Origin of the sequence: Spiroplasma endosymbiont of Poecilobothrus nobilitatus, assembly GCF_964030655.1 — a bacterium.
In the GTDB taxonomy this organism is placed as follows: domain Bacteria; phylum Bacillota_I; class Bacilli_A; order Mycoplasmatales; family Mycoplasmataceae; genus Spiroplasma.
This window is the reverse complement of sequence record NZ_OZ034915.1, coordinates 310,630-327,564: the sequence shown is the minus strand read 5'-3', so window position 1 is coordinate 327,564 and position 16,935 is coordinate 310,630. Positions and strand designations below refer to the sequence as shown.

Here is a 16,935-nt window from a genome sequence, read left to right as displayed (position 1 = left end):
GGAGCTGGTGACAATGACATTATCATATGACGGGATTGTACAGTTATTAAAAAGTAAAAATTACCGAATTACTGAAATTAGGTTAGCAATTATTAAAATTTTATCAGAAAAGAAACATTTAACGTTAACTGAAATTGTAACATTATTAGAACAAGAATTTAAAAATGTTAATTTAATGTCAGTTTACAACACAATTGATTTATTAATTAGTGAGCATATTGTTTTTACAAATTCTTTTGATGGTAAACAAATTTGATATGATTTAGCAGAAAACCCATCCTTTCATATGGTTTGTGATATTTGTAAAAATGTTGTTCATATTAAAGATACGAATATTTTACATGAAATTAAGTTAGATAATTTAAAAGATGTAATGACAAATATTAATTGAGAACCAGTCCATTTTAAAATTGAAGGGCATGGAATATGTGACCAGTGCCATAATAAAAAATATGAGCCACTTCAATTTGAAGAGTACTTCAATGAAGAAAATAAGTAAAATTATTTGCTATTTTCTATTATTTTGTTAAAATGGTTAAGTGCCAATTTAGGCGCTTAATTTATCTTGTTAGGGGTATAGTTCAATCGGAAGAACACCGGACTTCAAATCCGGGTGTTGTGGGTTCAAGTCCTGCTACCCCTGCCATAACATAAAAAGATGAAAGTATGAAGACTGCACCCCAAAAAGTAAGTAAAATAAAAAAAGATTTTGTTAAATTTTTATATGGGGTGCATTTTTATATGGCAAAAAAAGGACAATGGAATGGCAAGGGTTTTTTGGACAAATTTTATGTAGAATAATAATTTCTGTATTGCAATGGTGTTAAATAATTTAGTTTGCTATGAATTCGAATATTATTGTGCCAATTAATGTAATCAAATAATTCTAATTTAAACTGCTCAACGTTTTTAAATTTATTATTTTTAATAAATTCAGTTTTAAAAATTTTGTATGTTGATTCCGCAACAGCATTGTCATAATGACAACCTGGTTTACTGTAAGATTTTTGAATCCCATTTTTAACTAACAGGTTATAAATAAGATTATTATTGAATTCACTGCCTTGATCAGTGTGAAATATTTTAATATTGCTTAATGAAAATTGAAGTTTATTAAAGCTGCTTTCAACTAATTTGGCATTTTTATGTAAACTAACATCATAACCAATAATTTCTCGATTAAATAAATCAACTAAGAAACAGACATAATATCATTTGTTACTAATAAAAAAATAGGTTAAATCACTGACAACAACTTCATGTAGTTTATAACTATCAAAATGGATAGGCTACAATTATTAGGACCATAATTATATAGATTTCAAAATTAGATAAAATTATTAAGAAAGAAGGAATATAAAAATGGGAAATAAAACTTCATACTCTGAAGAATTTAAAAAAAAAATTGTCATGCTATATAAAAATGGTAAAAGTGTTATTAATCTAGGGCAAGAATATAATTTACCAAAACCAACTATTTATAGTTGAGTTAAAAATTATAATAATTCTGGTTCATTTAAAGCAAAAGACAATCGCACACTAGAAGAAAATGAAATAATAACTTTACGAAAAGAACTTAAAGGCTTGAAAATGGAAAATGACATTTTAAAGCAAGCCGCACTGATAATGGCCAAAAAATAACAATAATTAATAACGACAAAACAAAATATTCAGTAAGAAAAACATGTAAGATTTTGGGTTTATCAAAATCAACGTATTATTATCAAACTAATAAATGTATTAACAAGCAAGTTAATAATTATGAACAAGAAATTATCAGTGCCTTTAATAAAAGTCGCAAAATTTATGGGGATCGCAAAATTAAAGTTATTTTAAACAGAAAAGATATCATCTTATCGCGGCGAAAAATCAGATTCTTTATGATCAAAAATAATTTGGTTTCTAAATACACCAAATTAAAATATCATAATCATAAAACAACAGTCAATAATGACCAAATTAATAATATTTTAAATAGTCAATTTAACAACAAAAAACCTAATGAAGTTATTGTTAGTGATTTAACATATGTTCAAGTTGGCGCTAAATGACATTATATTTGTTTATTAATTGACTTGTTTAATCGCGAAATAATTGGTTATAGTGCTGGGTCGAATAAAACAGCCGAACTGGTCCAACAAGCTTTTCATAAAATAACACGACCATTAAATCAAATAACTCTATTTCATACTGATCGTGGTAATGAGTTTAAAAATAAAATCATTGATGAAATTTTAATAACTTTTAATATTAAAAGATCATTAAGCAATAAAGGCTGCCCTTATGATAATGCTGTGGCTGAAACAACTTACAAAACTTTTAAAACTGAATTTATTAAGGGTAAAAAATTTAAAAATTTAACACAATTAAAATACGAACTTTTTGATTTTGTGCATTGATATAACAATATTCGAATTCATGGCAGTTTAAATTATTTATCTCCAGTTACTTTTATAAAACAAATGTCTATATAAAAAGTGTCCTAAAAAGTGTTGCCATTCCATAACTTTAATTTTGCGTGTTCCATAATTTTTACGACTTTTTAGAAAAATACTGATAACAGCATTATCAATGTTTTTAGTATTCTTGGGATTATTTGCTTTTAATTGATAGTAATATGTTGATCTAGCAAATTTCAATGTTTTACATAAATTAATAATTGGATATTTTGCTTTGTTATTTTTAATGATTGCTATTTTTTGCCGATTATCAGTGCGGCTTGCTTTAAAATGTCATTTTCCATTTCTAATTGTTTAACTTTTTTACGTAATTGAATTAATTCGTTTTCTTCTGGCGTTATATTGTCTTTAGCTTTAAATGAGCCCGAGTTGCTAAATTGGTGAGCTCATTTCCAAACAGTAGATTTACCAATTTGATAATCATTGACTAATTGTTCAGGAGTTTGACCCATTTTGTAAAGACCAACAATTTGTTGCTTAAATTCATCAGTATAATGATTCTTTGCCATAATTACACCTACATTGTAGTTTAATTATAAATATTTACTCTACATTATTGTTGTCCAATTTATCTTAACCCATCCAAAGATATAATTAAAAAAATAGTAAATACTTTTTATTAGTACTTACTAAAATGGGTGCACTCTATATGGAAATACTTTTTTATTTTGCCATATTTATGTTATTATGTTATGATTTAAAAAGGATTTAGGGGTGTAGTTTAATGGTAAAACAGCGGTCTCCAACACCGTACGTTGTGGGTTCAAGTCCTGTCACCCCTGCCAGTTTAAACAGTGGAAGTATACCCAAGTCTGGTTGAAGGGGGCGGTCTCGAAAACCGTTATATGGAGTGATCCATGCAAGAGTTCGAATCTCTTTACTTCCGCCATTTAATGAAGAAAAAATAAAAAATCATTTCTAATATTAGAAATGATTTTTTATTACTATTTAATTTGTGGGACAGCAACAAAAGCAATTGTGCTTAACCCTGCATGTGCAACAAAGATATTAGCCAAATTTTCAGTGTGGTAATTAACTTTTAATTCATTTAATTTTTGTGTAACATTATCTCAAACTTTGCTAGCACATTCACTTGTTTTTAAAACAAATAATTGAAAGTTTATTTTAACTGTTTTTTTAAATTTTTCTCATGTTTCAACTAAAGTTTCAATTAAATTATTTAAAGTTCGTGATGAGGCAATTTTTTCAGGATGTTCTCCTCATTGAATTAAAATTTTAATTTTAAATAAGTTAATTAATGATAATAAAACTTTTCCAACACGTCCACCTTTTGATAAACGATCTAAACTACCAGGTATCATTGCCATATATGTTTTTTGCTCAAGTTCATTTGTTTTTGCAATAATTTCTTCGACACTAAGCTTTTGTTTTGTTAATTCATTAGCATAAATTATTAATGTTTTTAAGGCAAAAGCTGCTGTATGATTACGAACAACATGAACTTTTCCACGGTATTTTTCATCTTGACTTAAAAGATAAGCAGTTGCATATTGGCTTGAAAGTTTCTCAGCAATTGGATAATGAATAATTTCATCATATGTTTTTAAAATTTCGTCGTATTTAACCATTAATTCACCAGTTGATGCTTGACTTGTTTTTGTTGTTCCTGTTTGAACAACATCAAAAAAATTATGTTTTGTTGTTTCTTCTTCCGTATCTAATATATCAACTTCATTATTTAAAATAATGTGTAAGGGAATAACATGAATACCCAATTGTTTAATTTCTGCTGTTGTGAAACCTGCTGATGAATCAGTTAAGATTACAATTTTTTTACTCATTGGTTGTACCTCCTTTTATTCATCTCAACATACTAGCACAACCGTATTTACTCCTGTATGAGATGCTATAACATTTGGCAAAATGTATGTTGAAGTAATTTTAGCACCCGCGTCTTCAATAATATTGAAAACTTCTTTTAATGTTTCATTGTCTGTTTTTGAATGCAATAAAATAATATTTTTTCAATTTTGCCGTTCTTTTTTTATTTGTCCTAAAGCTGTTTCAACAGCTTTTTTAAATGTTCTAGTTTTATCAAATTTATCAATGCGACCATCATATCTCAAAATAGGGGTTATCTTCAAAAGCGATGCCAAAGCTGCCGCTGTAATTCGCCCCCCGCGTTTTAAAGTTTCCAAACTTTTTGGGATAATAAAGGCGCTAACTTTTGTTTTAATTAAATCAAGTTTTGATTGAATTTTTGTTAATTTAATTCTTTCTTTAATTCATTGATATACTAGATCAATCATATATACTAGCAGTTGACTTACCCCGTCAGTATCAATAACAAAGACTTTGTTTTTATATTCATCGCCTTGAGCTAACATTGAAATATTTTCATGCTGACCAGATAGCCCCTTTGATAATCCCATAAAAACAATGCCGTCATATTTTTTTAACAATTCGTTTCAAGTACTTAACATTTTTCCCATTGGAATTTGACTAGTTTTGATAACTTGATGTTCTAAAATGTCATAAAATTCATTAAATGAAATAACATCTTCGTCATCTTCCACTTCACTTCCATCTGAAAAATTTAGTAATAATGGTAATAAATAAGTATCTTCATATTTTTTTAAATCGTCTTTCTTAATTCCAGACGATGAGTCGATTATTAATGCAACTTTGCGCATATTTTTCCTCCATTGATTTCTATCTCTTAAGTAACATTGAATCTAAGTTAAGGTATTGTTAAAGTCTTAACAATATATTAATTATAAACTTTGATATAATAATTTCAAGGATGAAAGGAAGAAAACAATGGAATGGCAACACTTTTTAGGACACTTTTTATATAGACATTTGTTTTCTAAAAGTAACTGGAGATAAATAATTTAAACTGCCATGAATTCGAATATTGTTATATCAATGCACAAAATCAAAAATTTCGTATTTTAATTGTGTTAAATTTTTAAATTTTTTACCCTTAATAAATTCATTTTTAAAAGTTTTGTAAGTTGTTTCAGCCACAGCATTATCATAAGGGCAGCCTTTATTGCTTAATGATCTTTTAATATTAAAAGTTATTAAAATTTCATCAATGATTTTATTTTTAAACTCATTACCACGATCAGTATGAAATAGAGTTATTTGATTTAATGGTCGTGTTATTTTATGAAAAGCTTGTTGGACCAGTTCGGTTGTTTTATTCGGCCCAGCACTATAACCAATTATTTCACGATTAAACAAGTCAATTAATAAACAAATATAATGTCATTTAGCGCCAACTTGAACATATGTTAAATCACTAACAATAACTTCATTAGGTTTTTTGTTGTTAAATTGACGATTTAAAATATTATTAATTTGGTCATTATTGACTGTTGTTTTATGATTATGATATTTTAATTTGGTGTATTTAGAAACCAAATTATTTTTGATCATAAATAATCTGATTTTTCGCCGCGATAAGATGATATCTTTTCTGTTTAAAATAACTTTAATTTTGCGAGCTCCATAAATTTTGCGACTTTTATTAAAGGCACTGATAATTTCTTGTTCATAATTATTAACTTGCTTGTTAATACATTTATTAGTTTGATAATAATACGTTGATTTTGATAAACCCAAAATCTTACATATTTTTCTTACTGAATATTTTGTTTTGTTGTTATTAATTATTGTTATTTTTTGGCCATTATCAGTGCAGCTTGCTTTAAAATGTCATTTTCCATTTTCAAGTCTTTAAGTTCTTTTCGTAAAGTTATTATTTCATTTTCTTCTAGTGTGCGATTGTCTTTTGCTTTAAATGAACCAGAATTATTATAATTTTTAACTCAACTATAAATAGTTGGTTTTGGTAAATTATATTCTTGCCCTAGATTAATAACACTTTTACCATTTTTATATAGCATGACAATTTGTTTTTTAAATTCTTCAGAGTATGAAGTTTTATTTCCCATTTTTATATTCCTTCTTTCTTAATAATTTTATCTAATTTTGAAGTCTATATAATTATGGTCCTAATAATTGTAGCCTATCCACAATAAAAATTACTACTGAACAGAAAAAAATGTATGAGACTATTTTACAAGCATTTGGACCATCTGGATGTGAACAAGAAGTTGTTAAACTATTAAAACAATATTATCAAAAATATACTTCAGAAATAATTCAGGATAATTTAGGGGGTTTCTTTGCTGTAATTCGAAATCAAAAAGGAATTACAAATCCAAAAAAGGTAATGTTAATGGTACATGGTGATTAAGTTGGCTTTATGGTCATCCAAATTAATAGTAAATGTTTAGTTCGCATTAATCCATTAGGGGGTATTTGAGAACAAACATTATTAGCTAAACGGGTAAAGTTATTAAAAGATGATGGAACGTTTTTGACTGGTGCGATTTCAGCAATTGCACCGCATTTGTTATCATCAGAAGATCGGTTAAAACCAACGCCAATTGCTAATATGTTAGTTTATTTTGGTTTTTTTCACAAGCAGAAGCCTATAAAGCTGGAATTCGAGAAGGAAATTTTGTAATTTGTGAAGGACCAACAGTTTTCTTAAATGATAAACGATTATTATCGAAAGCGATTGATAACCGAATGGGTGTTATTTTAGGATTAGAAGTTTTAGAACAAGTTAAAAATAAACAATTAGATTATGATTTATATGTTGGTTTTAGTGTGCAAGAAGAAGTTGGAACTCGCGGCGCTAAAACAGCGACAGCATTAATTAACCATGATTTTGCAATTATAACTGATATTTCACCAGGACAAGATTATGAATCAACAACAACTTTTGGCCAATTAGGACAAGGTGTAATGTTGCGCGGAGTGGATAATGGTTATATTACGCGTTATGATTTAATTCAATATCAACTTAAATTGATGAAAGAACATGCAATAAAATATCAATTTTATATTTCGCCAGGAGGAACTGATGCTGGAGCTGTTCATTTAACAACAGCTGGTATTCCAACTATTCAAGCGTGTTTAATTGCCCGTAATTTGCATACAATTAGTGGTATTATTGATTTAGATTACTTTAATAAAACAATTAAGTTAGTAACAACAATTATTGAAGATCTAGATGAAAAAAAAATTAAAGGATTTAATTGAAGCAGTAAGGAGTAAAAATGGGAACAAAAAAAATTGGTTTATTTTATAATCAAGGCTTTGATGTTTTAATGGGATATGAATCAACACCTGATGAAGTTAATTATGTTATTAATAATGATTATGTCTTATTTTATAATCAAAATCACCAATGTTGTGGGTTTAATTTGTTAAATGATAGTAAACATTTAACAACACCTTTGAAGTTAGGAATTAATAGTGATAATTATGATTTATTAACAGAGTTATGAACTATTTTTAAACAAAATGATTATTATTTTAATATTAATCAACAACCACAATTTATTGTTGGTAAAATTATTGAGAGTAAAAAACATCCTAATTCTGATAAATTAAATATTTGTCAAGTAGACATTGGCTTATCAACTGAACAAATTATTTGTGGAGCTGATAATTGTGATATTGGCCAATTGGTTGTTGTTGTGCGTGTTGGGACAATTATGCCTTCAGGTTTAAAAATTGTTCCTAGTGAATTACTAGGAGTTATTTCAAATGGAATGCTTTGTTCTGAACGCGAATTGGGATTACCAGTTACTATTATTGGTAAAAAAATTATGTTATTATCAAAGCAACAATATCATATGGGAAATAATTTTTGAAAGGAATATTATAATGGGCAAAATTAGGGCAGGATATTATAGTGCAATTTATTTTTTAAAAACAGCAAATATTTTAAAAAATGAAAAAACAAATGATTTAATAACAATGCAGTTTTTTCAACGTGAAGAAAATGTTATTTTAGCAGGCGTTAATGAATGTGTTGAATTATTAAAAACAGAAGCTTTTAATGCAGAAAGTTTAGAAATCACCGCCTTAACCGATGGTGATTTAATTCAAGATAATGAACCAGTTTTAAAAGTAACTGGGCATTATTATCAGTTTGGTCATTTAGAGGGTATTATTGATGGCATTTTAGCACGACAAACAAGTATTGCAACAAATTGTTATCGTGTATTACAAGCAGCTAATAATAAGCCAGTGATATATATGAATGATCGTAGTGATTATTATTATAATCAAGAAAATGATGGTTATTCTGCAAAAATTGGTGGAATAACTAATTTTGTTACAACAGCGCAAGTAACAAAACTAGTTGGTAATTATGAGCCTATGGGCACTGTTCCACATGCTTTAATCCAAGCTTTTAATGGTGATTTAATTGCAGCTTTGAAAGCTTATCAAAAATTTTATCCAACTGATAAATTAGTGGCTTTAGTTGATTATAATAATGATGTTATTACTGATACTTTGCAAGTAGCACATGCATTTTCAAATTTATATGCAGTTCGTGTTGATACTTCTCAATCATTAATTGATAAATATTTTCTTGGAAAAGAAGATAAGTATCCAAGTAGTGAAATTAATGGTGTTAATAAACACTTAATTCGTGCTTTACGTAAAACTCTTGATAAGGCAGGATATCGACATATTAAAATTATTGTTTCATCAGGATTTAATGCTCAAAAAATCCATGATTTTGAAAAAGAAGGTGTCCCTGTTGATATTTATGGCGTTGGTGAATCGTTGGCAAAAATTAATATTGGCTTTACTGGTGATGCTGTTCAATTAAATGGTGTTGATCAAGCGAAGGTTGGGCGGAGTAATATTGCTTCGAATCGACTAGTTAAAAAATAATAAATGTTTTATAATATATGTAATAAAGGGGGTTTTCATGATGAGTGAAAATAAAAACCATAAAATAGAGTCTTATTATAATCATGATGATGCTTATCCTCATTTAAAACAGGAACGAAAACAACATCAAAAAGAAAACAAAAAAATTATAATTGAAAATAATAAGAATAGATCTCCTTTAACATCATTATGTGAAGTTATTTCACCTTTATATGGAAAAAAATTAGATGGTGCTGATGAATTTAAAGTTAATATGTCGCATTCATATAAACAACAAAAAGAAAATAGCTCCATAACATTGATTGAGGATATTATTGATCAGCGGGTTAGTGAGAAGAAGGCCAAATTAGCGAAAATTCATATTACTGAAGAAAAGATCTCATCTTTTGATAAAACTAAAATTGAACCATATTTTCGAAAATATGACATAGTTACAAATAAAGAAATTATTCCATCAACTTTAAAAACTAAAAATATATCTGAACCAACAGCACAAACGGTATCATTTTTATTAAAGCCACGAAAAAGTGGAGCAAATATTTTTTGCGATAGAACAGCTGAGTTAAAAGTAGAATTAGAACAAATTAAAGAAAAAATTCGTAATCCAATGTCTCAACATAATGTGGATGATTATGAACAAACAGCAATGTTTGAAGGAATTGAAGAGCAAAGAGAAATTAATGAACAAATTAGCAATACAGTTGCTGAAGCTTACCATGTTGATGATAATTTTTCTGAAAATATGCCATTATATCAACGTCGTCGATTAATTCAACATAATTCAATAAAAGCGGGAGCAGTCAGATTTAAAACGCTACTTAATTTACAAGAAAATAATTTAAATAATCAGTTTCTTCGTCGCCCGAAACCATTATCACAAAATGCATCAGGATATCATAAGAAATTGCATGATTTACGAAACAGTGATTCTGAACCAGATATGGACCATGTTAAAGAATATCATACTAATCGTAATCCTTTTTTATCAAGCATGTTAGAAATTGAAGAACAAACAGCAAAGGAAGCAGAAACAAAACGTCGTGAACGAATTAAAACACAAATTAATAATGTTCAAAGGGATAATGAAAATAATAATGAATAGGTAAGGAAAATTTTAAAAACTAATAGAGGTGGTTAAAAGAATGAATAAAAGAATCAAGCAATTTTACTGTTGCTAATTTTTTTGTTAAAACCTTTATTATAAAAAAATAATTTAAAAAAATATTATAAAATATCAATATGAATGAAATTATGAAAACACATATATTTAAATAGTTTAACAAAAAGATAGGAATTAATTAAATGAATAGAAAAGTAAAAAAACAAACAATAATAATTGGAGGAACAACTTTTGGTGTTTTAGCAACAGCAGGAGCTACTGCAGGTATTGTTTTTGGCATTAGGCATATAAATGGTGATTTTGAAACTAAAAAAAGCCAAATATGAGAAATGGTTAGAGAAACACGCAAGGATACTGCACATGTTGTTTTTATTAATGGATTTGTTGGTACATCTCTTGTTGAAAAGTATCTATTTGAAAGTGTTAAAGGTAAATTTTCAGTTGATATTATTCGTAGTTATATTGATTCAGGTCGTGCAAAAAATAAACAAGAACGTGTTGCTAAATATAATCAATAATTTTCACACAATAATTTAAATAACCAAGCTAATGTTATTGATAAGCCTAATAGGTTGTCGCATATGAAATCGTATTTTTGATTTAATGATAAAAAAGAAATTATTCATTCTTTTACGAATAGTGGTAATTTTTCAGAATATTGTAGTATACCACACACATTTTGGAGATTGCAATAAAAAATAATAAAATATATAATTTAAAATATAAAAACATTGGATAGGCTACAATTATTAGGACCATAATTATATAGATTTTAAAATTATATAAAATTATTAAGAAAGAAGGAATATAAAAATGGGAAATAAAACTTCATACTCTGAAGAATTTAAAAAAAAAATTGTCATGCTATATAAAAATGGTAAAAGTGTTATTAATCTAGGGCAAGAATATAATTTACCAAAACCAACTATTTATAGTTGAGTTAAAAATTATAATAATTCTGGTTCATTTAAAGCAAAAGACAATCGCACACTAGAAGAAAATGAAATAATAACTTTACGAAAAGAACTTAAAGGCTTGAAAATGGAAAATGACATTTTAAAGCAAGCCGCACTGATAATGGCCAAAAAATAACAATAATTAATAACGACAAAACAAAATATTCAGTAAGAAAAACATGTAAGATTTTGGGTTTATCAAAATCAACGTATTATTATCAAACTAATAAATGTATTAACAAGCAAGTTAATAATTATGAACAAGAAATTATCAGTGCCTTTAATAAAAGTCGCAAAATTTATGGGGATCGCAAAATTAAAGTTATGGAATGGCAACACTTTTTAGGACACTTTTTATATAGACATTTGTTTTCTAAAAGTAACTGGAGATAAATGATTTAAACTGCCATGAATTCGAATATTGTTATATCAATGCACAAAATCAAAAAGTTCGTATTTTAATTTTGTTAAATTTTTAAATTTTTTACCCTTAATAAATTCAGTTTTAAAAGTTTTGTAAGTTGTTTCAACCACAGCATTATCATAAGGGTAGCCTTTATTGCTTAATGATCTTTTAATATTAAAAGTTATTAAAATTTCATCAATGATTTTATTTTTAAACTAATTACCACGATCAGTATGAAATAGAGTTATTTGATTTAATGGTCGTGTTATTTTATGAAAATCTTGCTGGACCAGTTCGGCTGTTTTATTCGGCCCAGCACTATAACCAATTATTTCACGATTAAACAAGTCAATTAATAAACAAATATAATGTCATTTAGCGCCAACTTGAACATATGTTAAATCACTAACAATAACTTCATTAGGTTTTTTGTTGTTAAATTGACGATTTAAAATATTATTAATTTGGTCATTATTGACTGTTGTTTTATGATTATGATATTTTAATTTGGTGTATTTAGAAACCAAATTATTTTTGATCATAAAGAATCTGATTTTTCGCCGCGATAAGATGATATCTTTTCTGTTTAAAATAACTTTAATTTTGCGAGCCCCATAAATTTTGCGACTTTTATTAAAGGCACTGATAATTTCTTGTTCATAATTATTAACTTGCTTGTTAATACATTTATTAGTTTGATAATAATACGTTGATTTTGATAAACCCAAAATATTACATATTTTTCTTACTGAATATTTTGTTTTGTTGTTATTAATTATTGTTATTTTTTAGCCATTATCATCAGTGCGGCTTGCTTTAAAATGTCATTTTCCATTTTCAAGTCTTTAAGTTCTTTTCGTAAAGTTATTATTTCATTTTCTTCTAGTGTGCGATTGTCTTTTGCTTTAAATGAACCAGAATTATTATAATTTTTAACTCAACTATAAATAGTTGGTTTTGGTAAATTATATTCTTGCCCTAGATTAATAACACTTTTACCATTTTTATATAGCATGACAATTTGTTTTTTAAATTCTTCAGAGTATGAAGTTTTATTTCCCATTTTTATATTCCTTCTTTCTTAATAATTTTATCTAATTTTGAAGTCTATATAATTATGGTCCTAATAATTGGAGCCTATCCAATTTCAATATACTTTTAACATTGAAAAATTAAAATTAAATTGAAAAAAACGTTTTTTAAAAACATCAAGCAATTTGGCGTTTGGTTCATGGTCAGTTTTATATGCTGTTGTTAATTCACCGGTTGGATTAAACCATGGTTTTAAATTTCCAATATTAGGACGAATATAAAAAGCATGGGCCTTACTATTATCATCATTATCAAAAGCAAATAAAGGAATTGTTAAATCTAATGCTAAATTAATTTTATTATTAGAAGCAAACTGAAAAGAATTATAAACTGCTAATGGCTCTTCAATAAAATTTTGATTAAACAAATAAAAACCTCCTTTACAATTGAAATTTATCAAAAATAAAAGAGATTTCTTTTTTATTAGTAAGCTCGAGCAAAATAAACTAAATTAGTTGATGGTTGCCCGCAATGAAAACAAGTTGTTTTTTTTGTTGGCACATCAAATGGAATACAACGTGATGTTGTTTGTGTTTCAGCTTTAATTGTATCTTCACACTCATTGCGACCACAAAATGGCACTAAAAATAAACCATTCATTTTTGTTAAAGTTTTTTTATACTCTGAATAATTATCAATTTCTTTTGTTCGTTGGTGACGATTATTCAAAGCTCTTTGGTATAAATTTGTTGCAATTTGATCTAATAAATCAGAAACTACTTTTTCAACTTCTGTTCATGAAACAGTAATTTTTTCAAAAGTATCACGACGAGCAATTGTAACTTGTTGCTGTGCTAAATCACGAGCTCCAATTTCAATTCGCAATGGAATTCCCTTAATTTCCGCATTAGCTGCACGAAACCCAAAACCTTTGTCTAATTGATCAATTTCACAACGATATTTGTGTAATTTTTTTTGTAGTTGCTCAACTGCAGATAATTGCTCATCATTATCATTATTAATTGGTAAAATCATAATTTGAATTGGAGCAATTTGTGGTGGTAATACTAGTCCATTATCATCACTATGCGTCATAATAATCCCCCCTATCAAACGCGTTGAAACCCCTCACGATGTTGAGTAAGCATATTCTAAAGTATTTTTTTGATTTGAAAATTTAATATCAAATGCCTTAGAAAAATTTTGGCCAAAATAATGACTAGTCCCACATTGTAAAGCTTGACCATCATACATTAATGATTCAATCGTATAAGTTTCTTCTGCCCCAGCAAATTTTTCACGTTCTGTTTTTTGCCCTTTAATCACTGGTAATAATAAAGTTTTTTCTGCAAAAGTAGCATAAATATCTAAAATTTTTAAAGTAAATTGCTGTGCTTCTTGTTTTGAACTATGAATTGTATGCCCTTCTTGTCATAAAAATTCACTTGTACGTAAAAACGGGCGGGTTGTTTTTTCTCAACGCAAAACATTAACTCATTGATTATATAACAATGGTAAATCATGATAACCTTGGATTTCTTTACTAAAAAAGGTTCCAAAAAGAACTTCTGATGTTGGTCGAATGTATAATTCTTCATCTAAAACTTTATCTCCAACTTTTGTTACTGTTGCAATTTCTGGTGAAAACCCTTCAATATGTTCTTTTTCTTTATTAAAAATATTTTTTGAAATTAGTAAAGGAAAATAAACATTTTTTACACCATTTTTTTTAAATTTAGCATCTAAAATTTTTTGAATATTTTCTCAAATTGCATATCCATAAGGTTTAAAAATAGTTGTTCCCTTGACTGGCCCATAGGCAATTAAATCAGCATTTAAAACAATATCAGTATATCATTGCGCAAAATCAACTTCACGTAGAGTAATTTTCTCTAACTTTCTCTTCATTATTTACTTCTTTCTACCTTCTGTTAACACATTAGAAATATTTCCTTTTTCACCTTGAAAAATTTTAAGTTTTAAATTATTACTTTTAACATACATTTGAATTCGATTTAAATACTGATTATTTTTCATTAATACTCATCGAATTGTTTCTGGTTTCACATCTTCAAAAACTTTTACGCGGCGGGTTACATAATCATATTCTCAATCTTTTTTTGTTAAATGAAATAAATTTTGAATATCAATTGCAATCACAGCAATTTGACTTGGATCAACTTTTTGCTCTGCAATTCAACTTCAAAAATAATGTCGCGTTGAATTATCTAACTCAAACTCTAAATGATCAGGTTTTTCTAAATATGTTCAAACAATATATTCACTTTCTTTTGCTAAATGAATATTCTTAACTGGCTGTAGCCCAAATTCCAATTGCCGTAAAACATTACTAGTATCAGTATAAAACAATAATGATTTAATTCGCTGGCGATTTAATTCTTTAATAATTTTGTGCGTTTTACGCCGTTTAAAACTAAAACCAGTTTTAGTTTTACTATTATCATCTTCATCTTCAAACAAACTACTTTCTAAATTGTATGATGATGACAATGATTTTTCTTGTAATAAGTTATTCTTTTTTTCTTTCTGATGTTCCTTTTCTTTGTCATCTTTATTTTTTAATTTATTAAATAGCATTATACCCCCCTCCTTCACATATTAATTATACAAAAAATTATTCTTTATATTAGCATTAACTTATAAAATTGGTGCGACTAATTTTAAACATGTTAACAATAGTCGATAAATTAAGGGTTTATATTTAATTGGTCATTCCTGTCATAAAATTGAATGTTCATAATCTCATTCCCAACGAGGAATAAAACTTGCCACCACTTCTGGATCATAAATTACTGCTGTTGTTTGATGATCAGAAAAGAAACTACGGTAATCTAAATTACAAGTCCCAATCACAGCAATATCATCATCAAAAATAGCAATTTTATTATGACTAAAAGTATTATTCATTTCATAAATTTTAACACCATTAGCAAATAAAGGTTTACAGTAACTTTTTGTTATATCTAAAACAAAAATTTTATCAGTCAAACCCGGAATTGTTAAACGAACATCAACTCCAGCGCGTGCTGCAAGAATTAAAGCTTGAATAAGATCATCTGGTGGAATAAAATAAGGAGTTGATAATCAAACTCGTTTACGAGCTTTGTTAATTAATGAAATATATAGGTCTTTGGTAATGGAATGATCAATGCTAGGACTATGATTAACAATTTGTAAATGTGATTTACCCTTCATATTGTAATCTTTTGGTGCTAAAATAGCTGGTTCTAAATATGTGATTATTTCATGACGTTTAGTAGTTGCAAAAAATCAGTCATCAGCAAAAATTACTTCCAAACCTCGAACCGCTTCACCTTCAATTCGTACTTGTGTATCATGAAAAATTCCAAATTTTCATGATTTATCAGCATATAAATCAGCTAAATTAATCCCACCAGTATAACCAATTAAACCATCAATAATAACATCTTTACGATGATTACGATAATTGGCATTCCCACTAATAAAAGGTGTAATAATTGGCAAATATTTATGAACTCGAACACCAGCTTTAATTAATTTTTTAATACTTTTTTTACTAATTTTAAAGTAACTACCAACATGGTCATAAATCATATAAACTCGAACACCAGCAGCAATTCGCTCTTCTAACACTGCTAAAAAAGATTCAAATAGTTCACCATCAGCAACAATAAAATAAGTTAATAAAATATATTGTTGTGCTTGTTGTAAATCTGTTAACAATGATTTAAAAACACGGGTCCCATTTGTAATTATTTTAATTTTATTATTTTGGTATAATGGCTTATTTGCATGCCGCATTAATAATTCAACAACATTCCCAAATTTTTGATTAGGAGCAGTATATTTTATTAAACATATCTTATTTTTTTTACAATAAGTATCATATTCTAATTTATTTAAATGATTGTACAATAATGATTTTTTATTTGAATAATGGTATTTTCGTCCAAAAAAAACATATGAACATAAACTAATAAATGGCACAAAATTAATAAAAATAATTCAAGAAAATTTAACTTCATAACGTCGTTTGGAAAAAAAGAAAAAGAATGAGAAAATTAAATCAATAATAACAATTCCTAAAAAAATATATAAGAATTTAACATTGAAAATAACAACTACAACAAGTAACCCCATAATCGCCATACCAAATAAAAAAATCATTGATAAAATAATTTTTAATCAATTTTTCATTATGTTTCCCCTTTATTGCACAATATT

General features: G+C 27.2%; 19 protein-coding genes, 3 tRNA genes and 2 pseudogenes. 13 read left to right on the top strand and 11 right to left on the bottom strand.

The genetic code is table 4. The features are described from left to right. Positions 1-13: 13 nt before the first annotated feature. On the top strand, positions 14-499 hold the full coding sequence (locus AAHM76_RS01900) for a Fur family transcriptional regulator (RefSeq protein ID WP_342256429.1): 486 nt from the start codon (positions 14-16) through the stop codon (positions 497-499). Positions 500-570: 71 nt separating this feature from the next. Next, positions 571-646: transfer RNA gene (locus AAHM76_RS01895), tRNA-Trp, on the top strand. Positions 647-788: 142 nt separating this feature from the next. On the opposite strand, the gene AAHM76_RS08335 is transcribed toward AAHM76_RS01895, so the two are convergent. After that, positions 789-1,196 carry a transposase gene (locus AAHM76_RS08335; RefSeq protein ID WP_425289448.1) on the bottom strand — a complete coding sequence of 136 codons (408 nt, stop codon included), beginning with the start codon at positions 1,194-1,196 and terminating at the stop codon, positions 789-791. A gap of 166 nt (positions 1,197-1,362) precedes the next feature. Between AAHM76_RS08335 and AAHM76_RS01890 the strand changes: the two genes are divergently transcribed. Next, positions 1,363-2,474, top strand: a protein-coding gene (locus tag AAHM76_RS01890; protein ID WP_342256428.1) for an IS3 family transposase whose coding sequence is annotated in 2 segments (ribosomal slippage) — positions 1,363-1,606 and positions 1,606-2,474 — 1,113 coding nt in all. Because the reading frame shifts where the segments join, the coding sequence is not laid out codon by codon here. On the opposite strand, the gene AAHM76_RS01885 is transcribed toward AAHM76_RS01890, so the two are convergent. Next, positions 2,436-2,639: a hypothetical protein gene (locus AAHM76_RS01885; RefSeq protein WP_342256427.1), complete on the bottom strand. Its 204-nt coding sequence runs from the start codon at positions 2,637-2,639 to the stop codon at positions 2,436-2,438. The two genes, AAHM76_RS01890 and AAHM76_RS01885, sit on opposite strands and share 39 nt — an antisense overlap. 53 nt (positions 2,640-2,692) lie before the next feature. Then, a complete protein-coding gene (locus AAHM76_RS01880) occupies positions 2,693-2,968 on the bottom strand; it encodes a transposase (RefSeq protein ID WP_342256426.1) in 276 nt (91 codons plus the stop codon). Between the two features lie 201 nt (positions 2,969-3,169). On the opposite strand from AAHM76_RS01880, the gene AAHM76_RS01875 reads away from it, so the two are divergent. Both AAHM76_RS01875 and AAHM76_RS01870 read left to right on the top strand, forming a co-directional pair. Further along, positions 3,170-3,244 (top strand) — tRNA-Trp (locus tag AAHM76_RS01875). Between the two features lie 11 nt (positions 3,245-3,255). Beyond that, positions 3,256-3,348 (top strand) — tRNA-Ser (locus AAHM76_RS01870). Positions 3,349-3,403: 55 nt separating this feature from the next. Here AAHM76_RS01870 and AAHM76_RS01865 read toward each other — a convergent pair. From AAHM76_RS01865 to AAHM76_RS01855, 3 genes are all read right to left on the bottom strand, one after another. Further along, positions 3,404-4,261 (bottom strand): DegV family protein, encoded by an 858-nt coding sequence (locus AAHM76_RS01865; protein WP_342256425.1) that lies wholly within the window; start codon positions 4,259-4,261, stop codon positions 3,404-3,406. 15 nt (positions 4,262-4,276) lie between these two features. Then, on the bottom strand, positions 4,277-5,113 hold the full coding sequence (locus AAHM76_RS01860; protein WP_342256424.1) for a DegV family protein: 837 nt from the start codon (positions 5,111-5,113) through the stop codon (positions 4,277-4,279). Between the two features lie 157 nt (positions 5,114-5,270). After that, positions 5,271-6,382, bottom strand: a protein-coding gene (locus tag AAHM76_RS01855; protein WP_342256423.1) for an IS3 family transposase whose coding sequence is annotated in 2 segments (ribosomal slippage) — positions 5,271-6,139 and positions 6,139-6,382 — 1,113 coding nt in all. Because the reading frame shifts where the segments join, the coding sequence is not laid out codon by codon here. A 110-nt stretch (positions 6,383-6,492) separates the two neighbouring features. On the opposite strand from AAHM76_RS01855, the gene AAHM76_RS01850 reads away from it, so the two are divergent. The 8 genes and pseudogenes from AAHM76_RS01850 to AAHM76_RS01810 all read left to right on the top strand — a co-directional run bounded on the left by AAHM76_RS01850 (position 6,493) and on the right by AAHM76_RS01810 (position 11,663). Further along, positions 6,493-6,687, top strand: a complete 195-nt coding sequence (locus tag AAHM76_RS01850) for a hypothetical protein (RefSeq protein ID WP_342256422.1) — start codon at positions 6,493-6,495, stop codon at positions 6,685-6,687. A gap of 9 nt (positions 6,688-6,696) precedes the next feature. Continuing rightward, positions 6,697-7,556 (top strand): annotated as a pseudogene (locus AAHM76_RS01840) (M42 family metallopeptidase). Positions 7,557-7,558: 2 nt separating this feature from the next. Then, positions 7,559-8,185 (top strand): YtpR family tRNA-binding protein, encoded by a 627-nt coding sequence (gene ytpR, locus AAHM76_RS01835; protein WP_342256420.1) that lies wholly within the window; start codon positions 7,559-7,561, stop codon positions 8,183-8,185. After that, entirely contained in the window at positions 8,172-9,194 is a 1,023-nt protein-coding gene (locus tag AAHM76_RS01830) for a nicotinate phosphoribosyltransferase (protein ID WP_342256419.1), read from the top strand. The genes ytpR and AAHM76_RS01830 overlap by 14 nt, the downstream gene beginning before the upstream one ends. 40 nt (positions 9,195-9,234) lie before the next feature. Further along, entirely contained in the window at positions 9,235-10,296 is a 1,062-nt protein-coding gene (locus AAHM76_RS01825; protein ID WP_342256418.1) for a hypothetical protein, read from the top strand. Positions 10,297-10,496: 200 nt separating this feature from the next. Continuing rightward, on the top strand, positions 10,497-10,832 hold the full coding sequence (locus AAHM76_RS01820) for a hypothetical protein (protein WP_342256417.1): 336 nt from the start codon (positions 10,497-10,499) through the stop codon (positions 10,830-10,832). A 295-nt stretch (positions 10,833-11,127) separates the two neighbouring features. Next, positions 11,128-11,406: a transposase gene (locus tag AAHM76_RS01815; protein WP_342256416.1), complete on the top strand. Its 279-nt coding sequence runs from the start codon at positions 11,128-11,130 to the stop codon at positions 11,404-11,406. A gap of 53 nt (positions 11,407-11,459) precedes the next feature. Then, positions 11,460-11,663, top strand: coding sequence for a hypothetical protein (locus tag AAHM76_RS01810; protein WP_342256415.1), 204 nt, complete (start codon positions 11,460-11,462; stop codon positions 11,661-11,663). On the opposite strand, the pseudogene AAHM76_RS01805 reads toward AAHM76_RS01810, so the two are convergent. The 5 genes and pseudogenes from AAHM76_RS01805 to cls form a co-directional block, all read right to left on the bottom strand. After that, positions 11,625-12,739, bottom strand: a pseudogene (locus AAHM76_RS01805) (IS3 family transposase). The gene AAHM76_RS01810 and the pseudogene AAHM76_RS01805 sit on opposite strands and share 39 nt — an antisense overlap. A gap of 60 nt (positions 12,740-12,799) precedes the next feature. Then, on the bottom strand, positions 12,800-13,135 hold the full coding sequence (locus AAHM76_RS01800) for a hypothetical protein (RefSeq protein ID WP_342256414.1): 336 nt from the start codon (positions 13,133-13,135) through the stop codon (positions 12,800-12,802). Positions 13,136-13,191: 56 nt separating this feature from the next. Then, positions 13,192-14,616, bottom strand: coding sequence for a proline--tRNA ligase (gene proS, locus AAHM76_RS01795; RefSeq protein WP_342256413.1), 1,425 nt, complete (start codon positions 14,614-14,616; stop codon positions 13,192-13,194). Positions 14,617-14,619: 3 nt separating this feature from the next. Further along, complete coding sequence (locus tag AAHM76_RS01790) at positions 14,620-15,306, bottom strand: acetyltransferase (protein WP_342256412.1); 687 nt, start codon at positions 15,304-15,306, stop codon at positions 14,620-14,622. Between the two features lie 60 nt (positions 15,307-15,366). Next, a complete protein-coding gene (cls, locus tag AAHM76_RS01785) occupies positions 15,367-16,908 on the bottom strand; it encodes a cardiolipin synthase (protein ID WP_342256411.1) in 1,542 nt (513 codons plus the stop codon). Positions 16,909-16,935 lie beyond the last annotated feature (27 nt).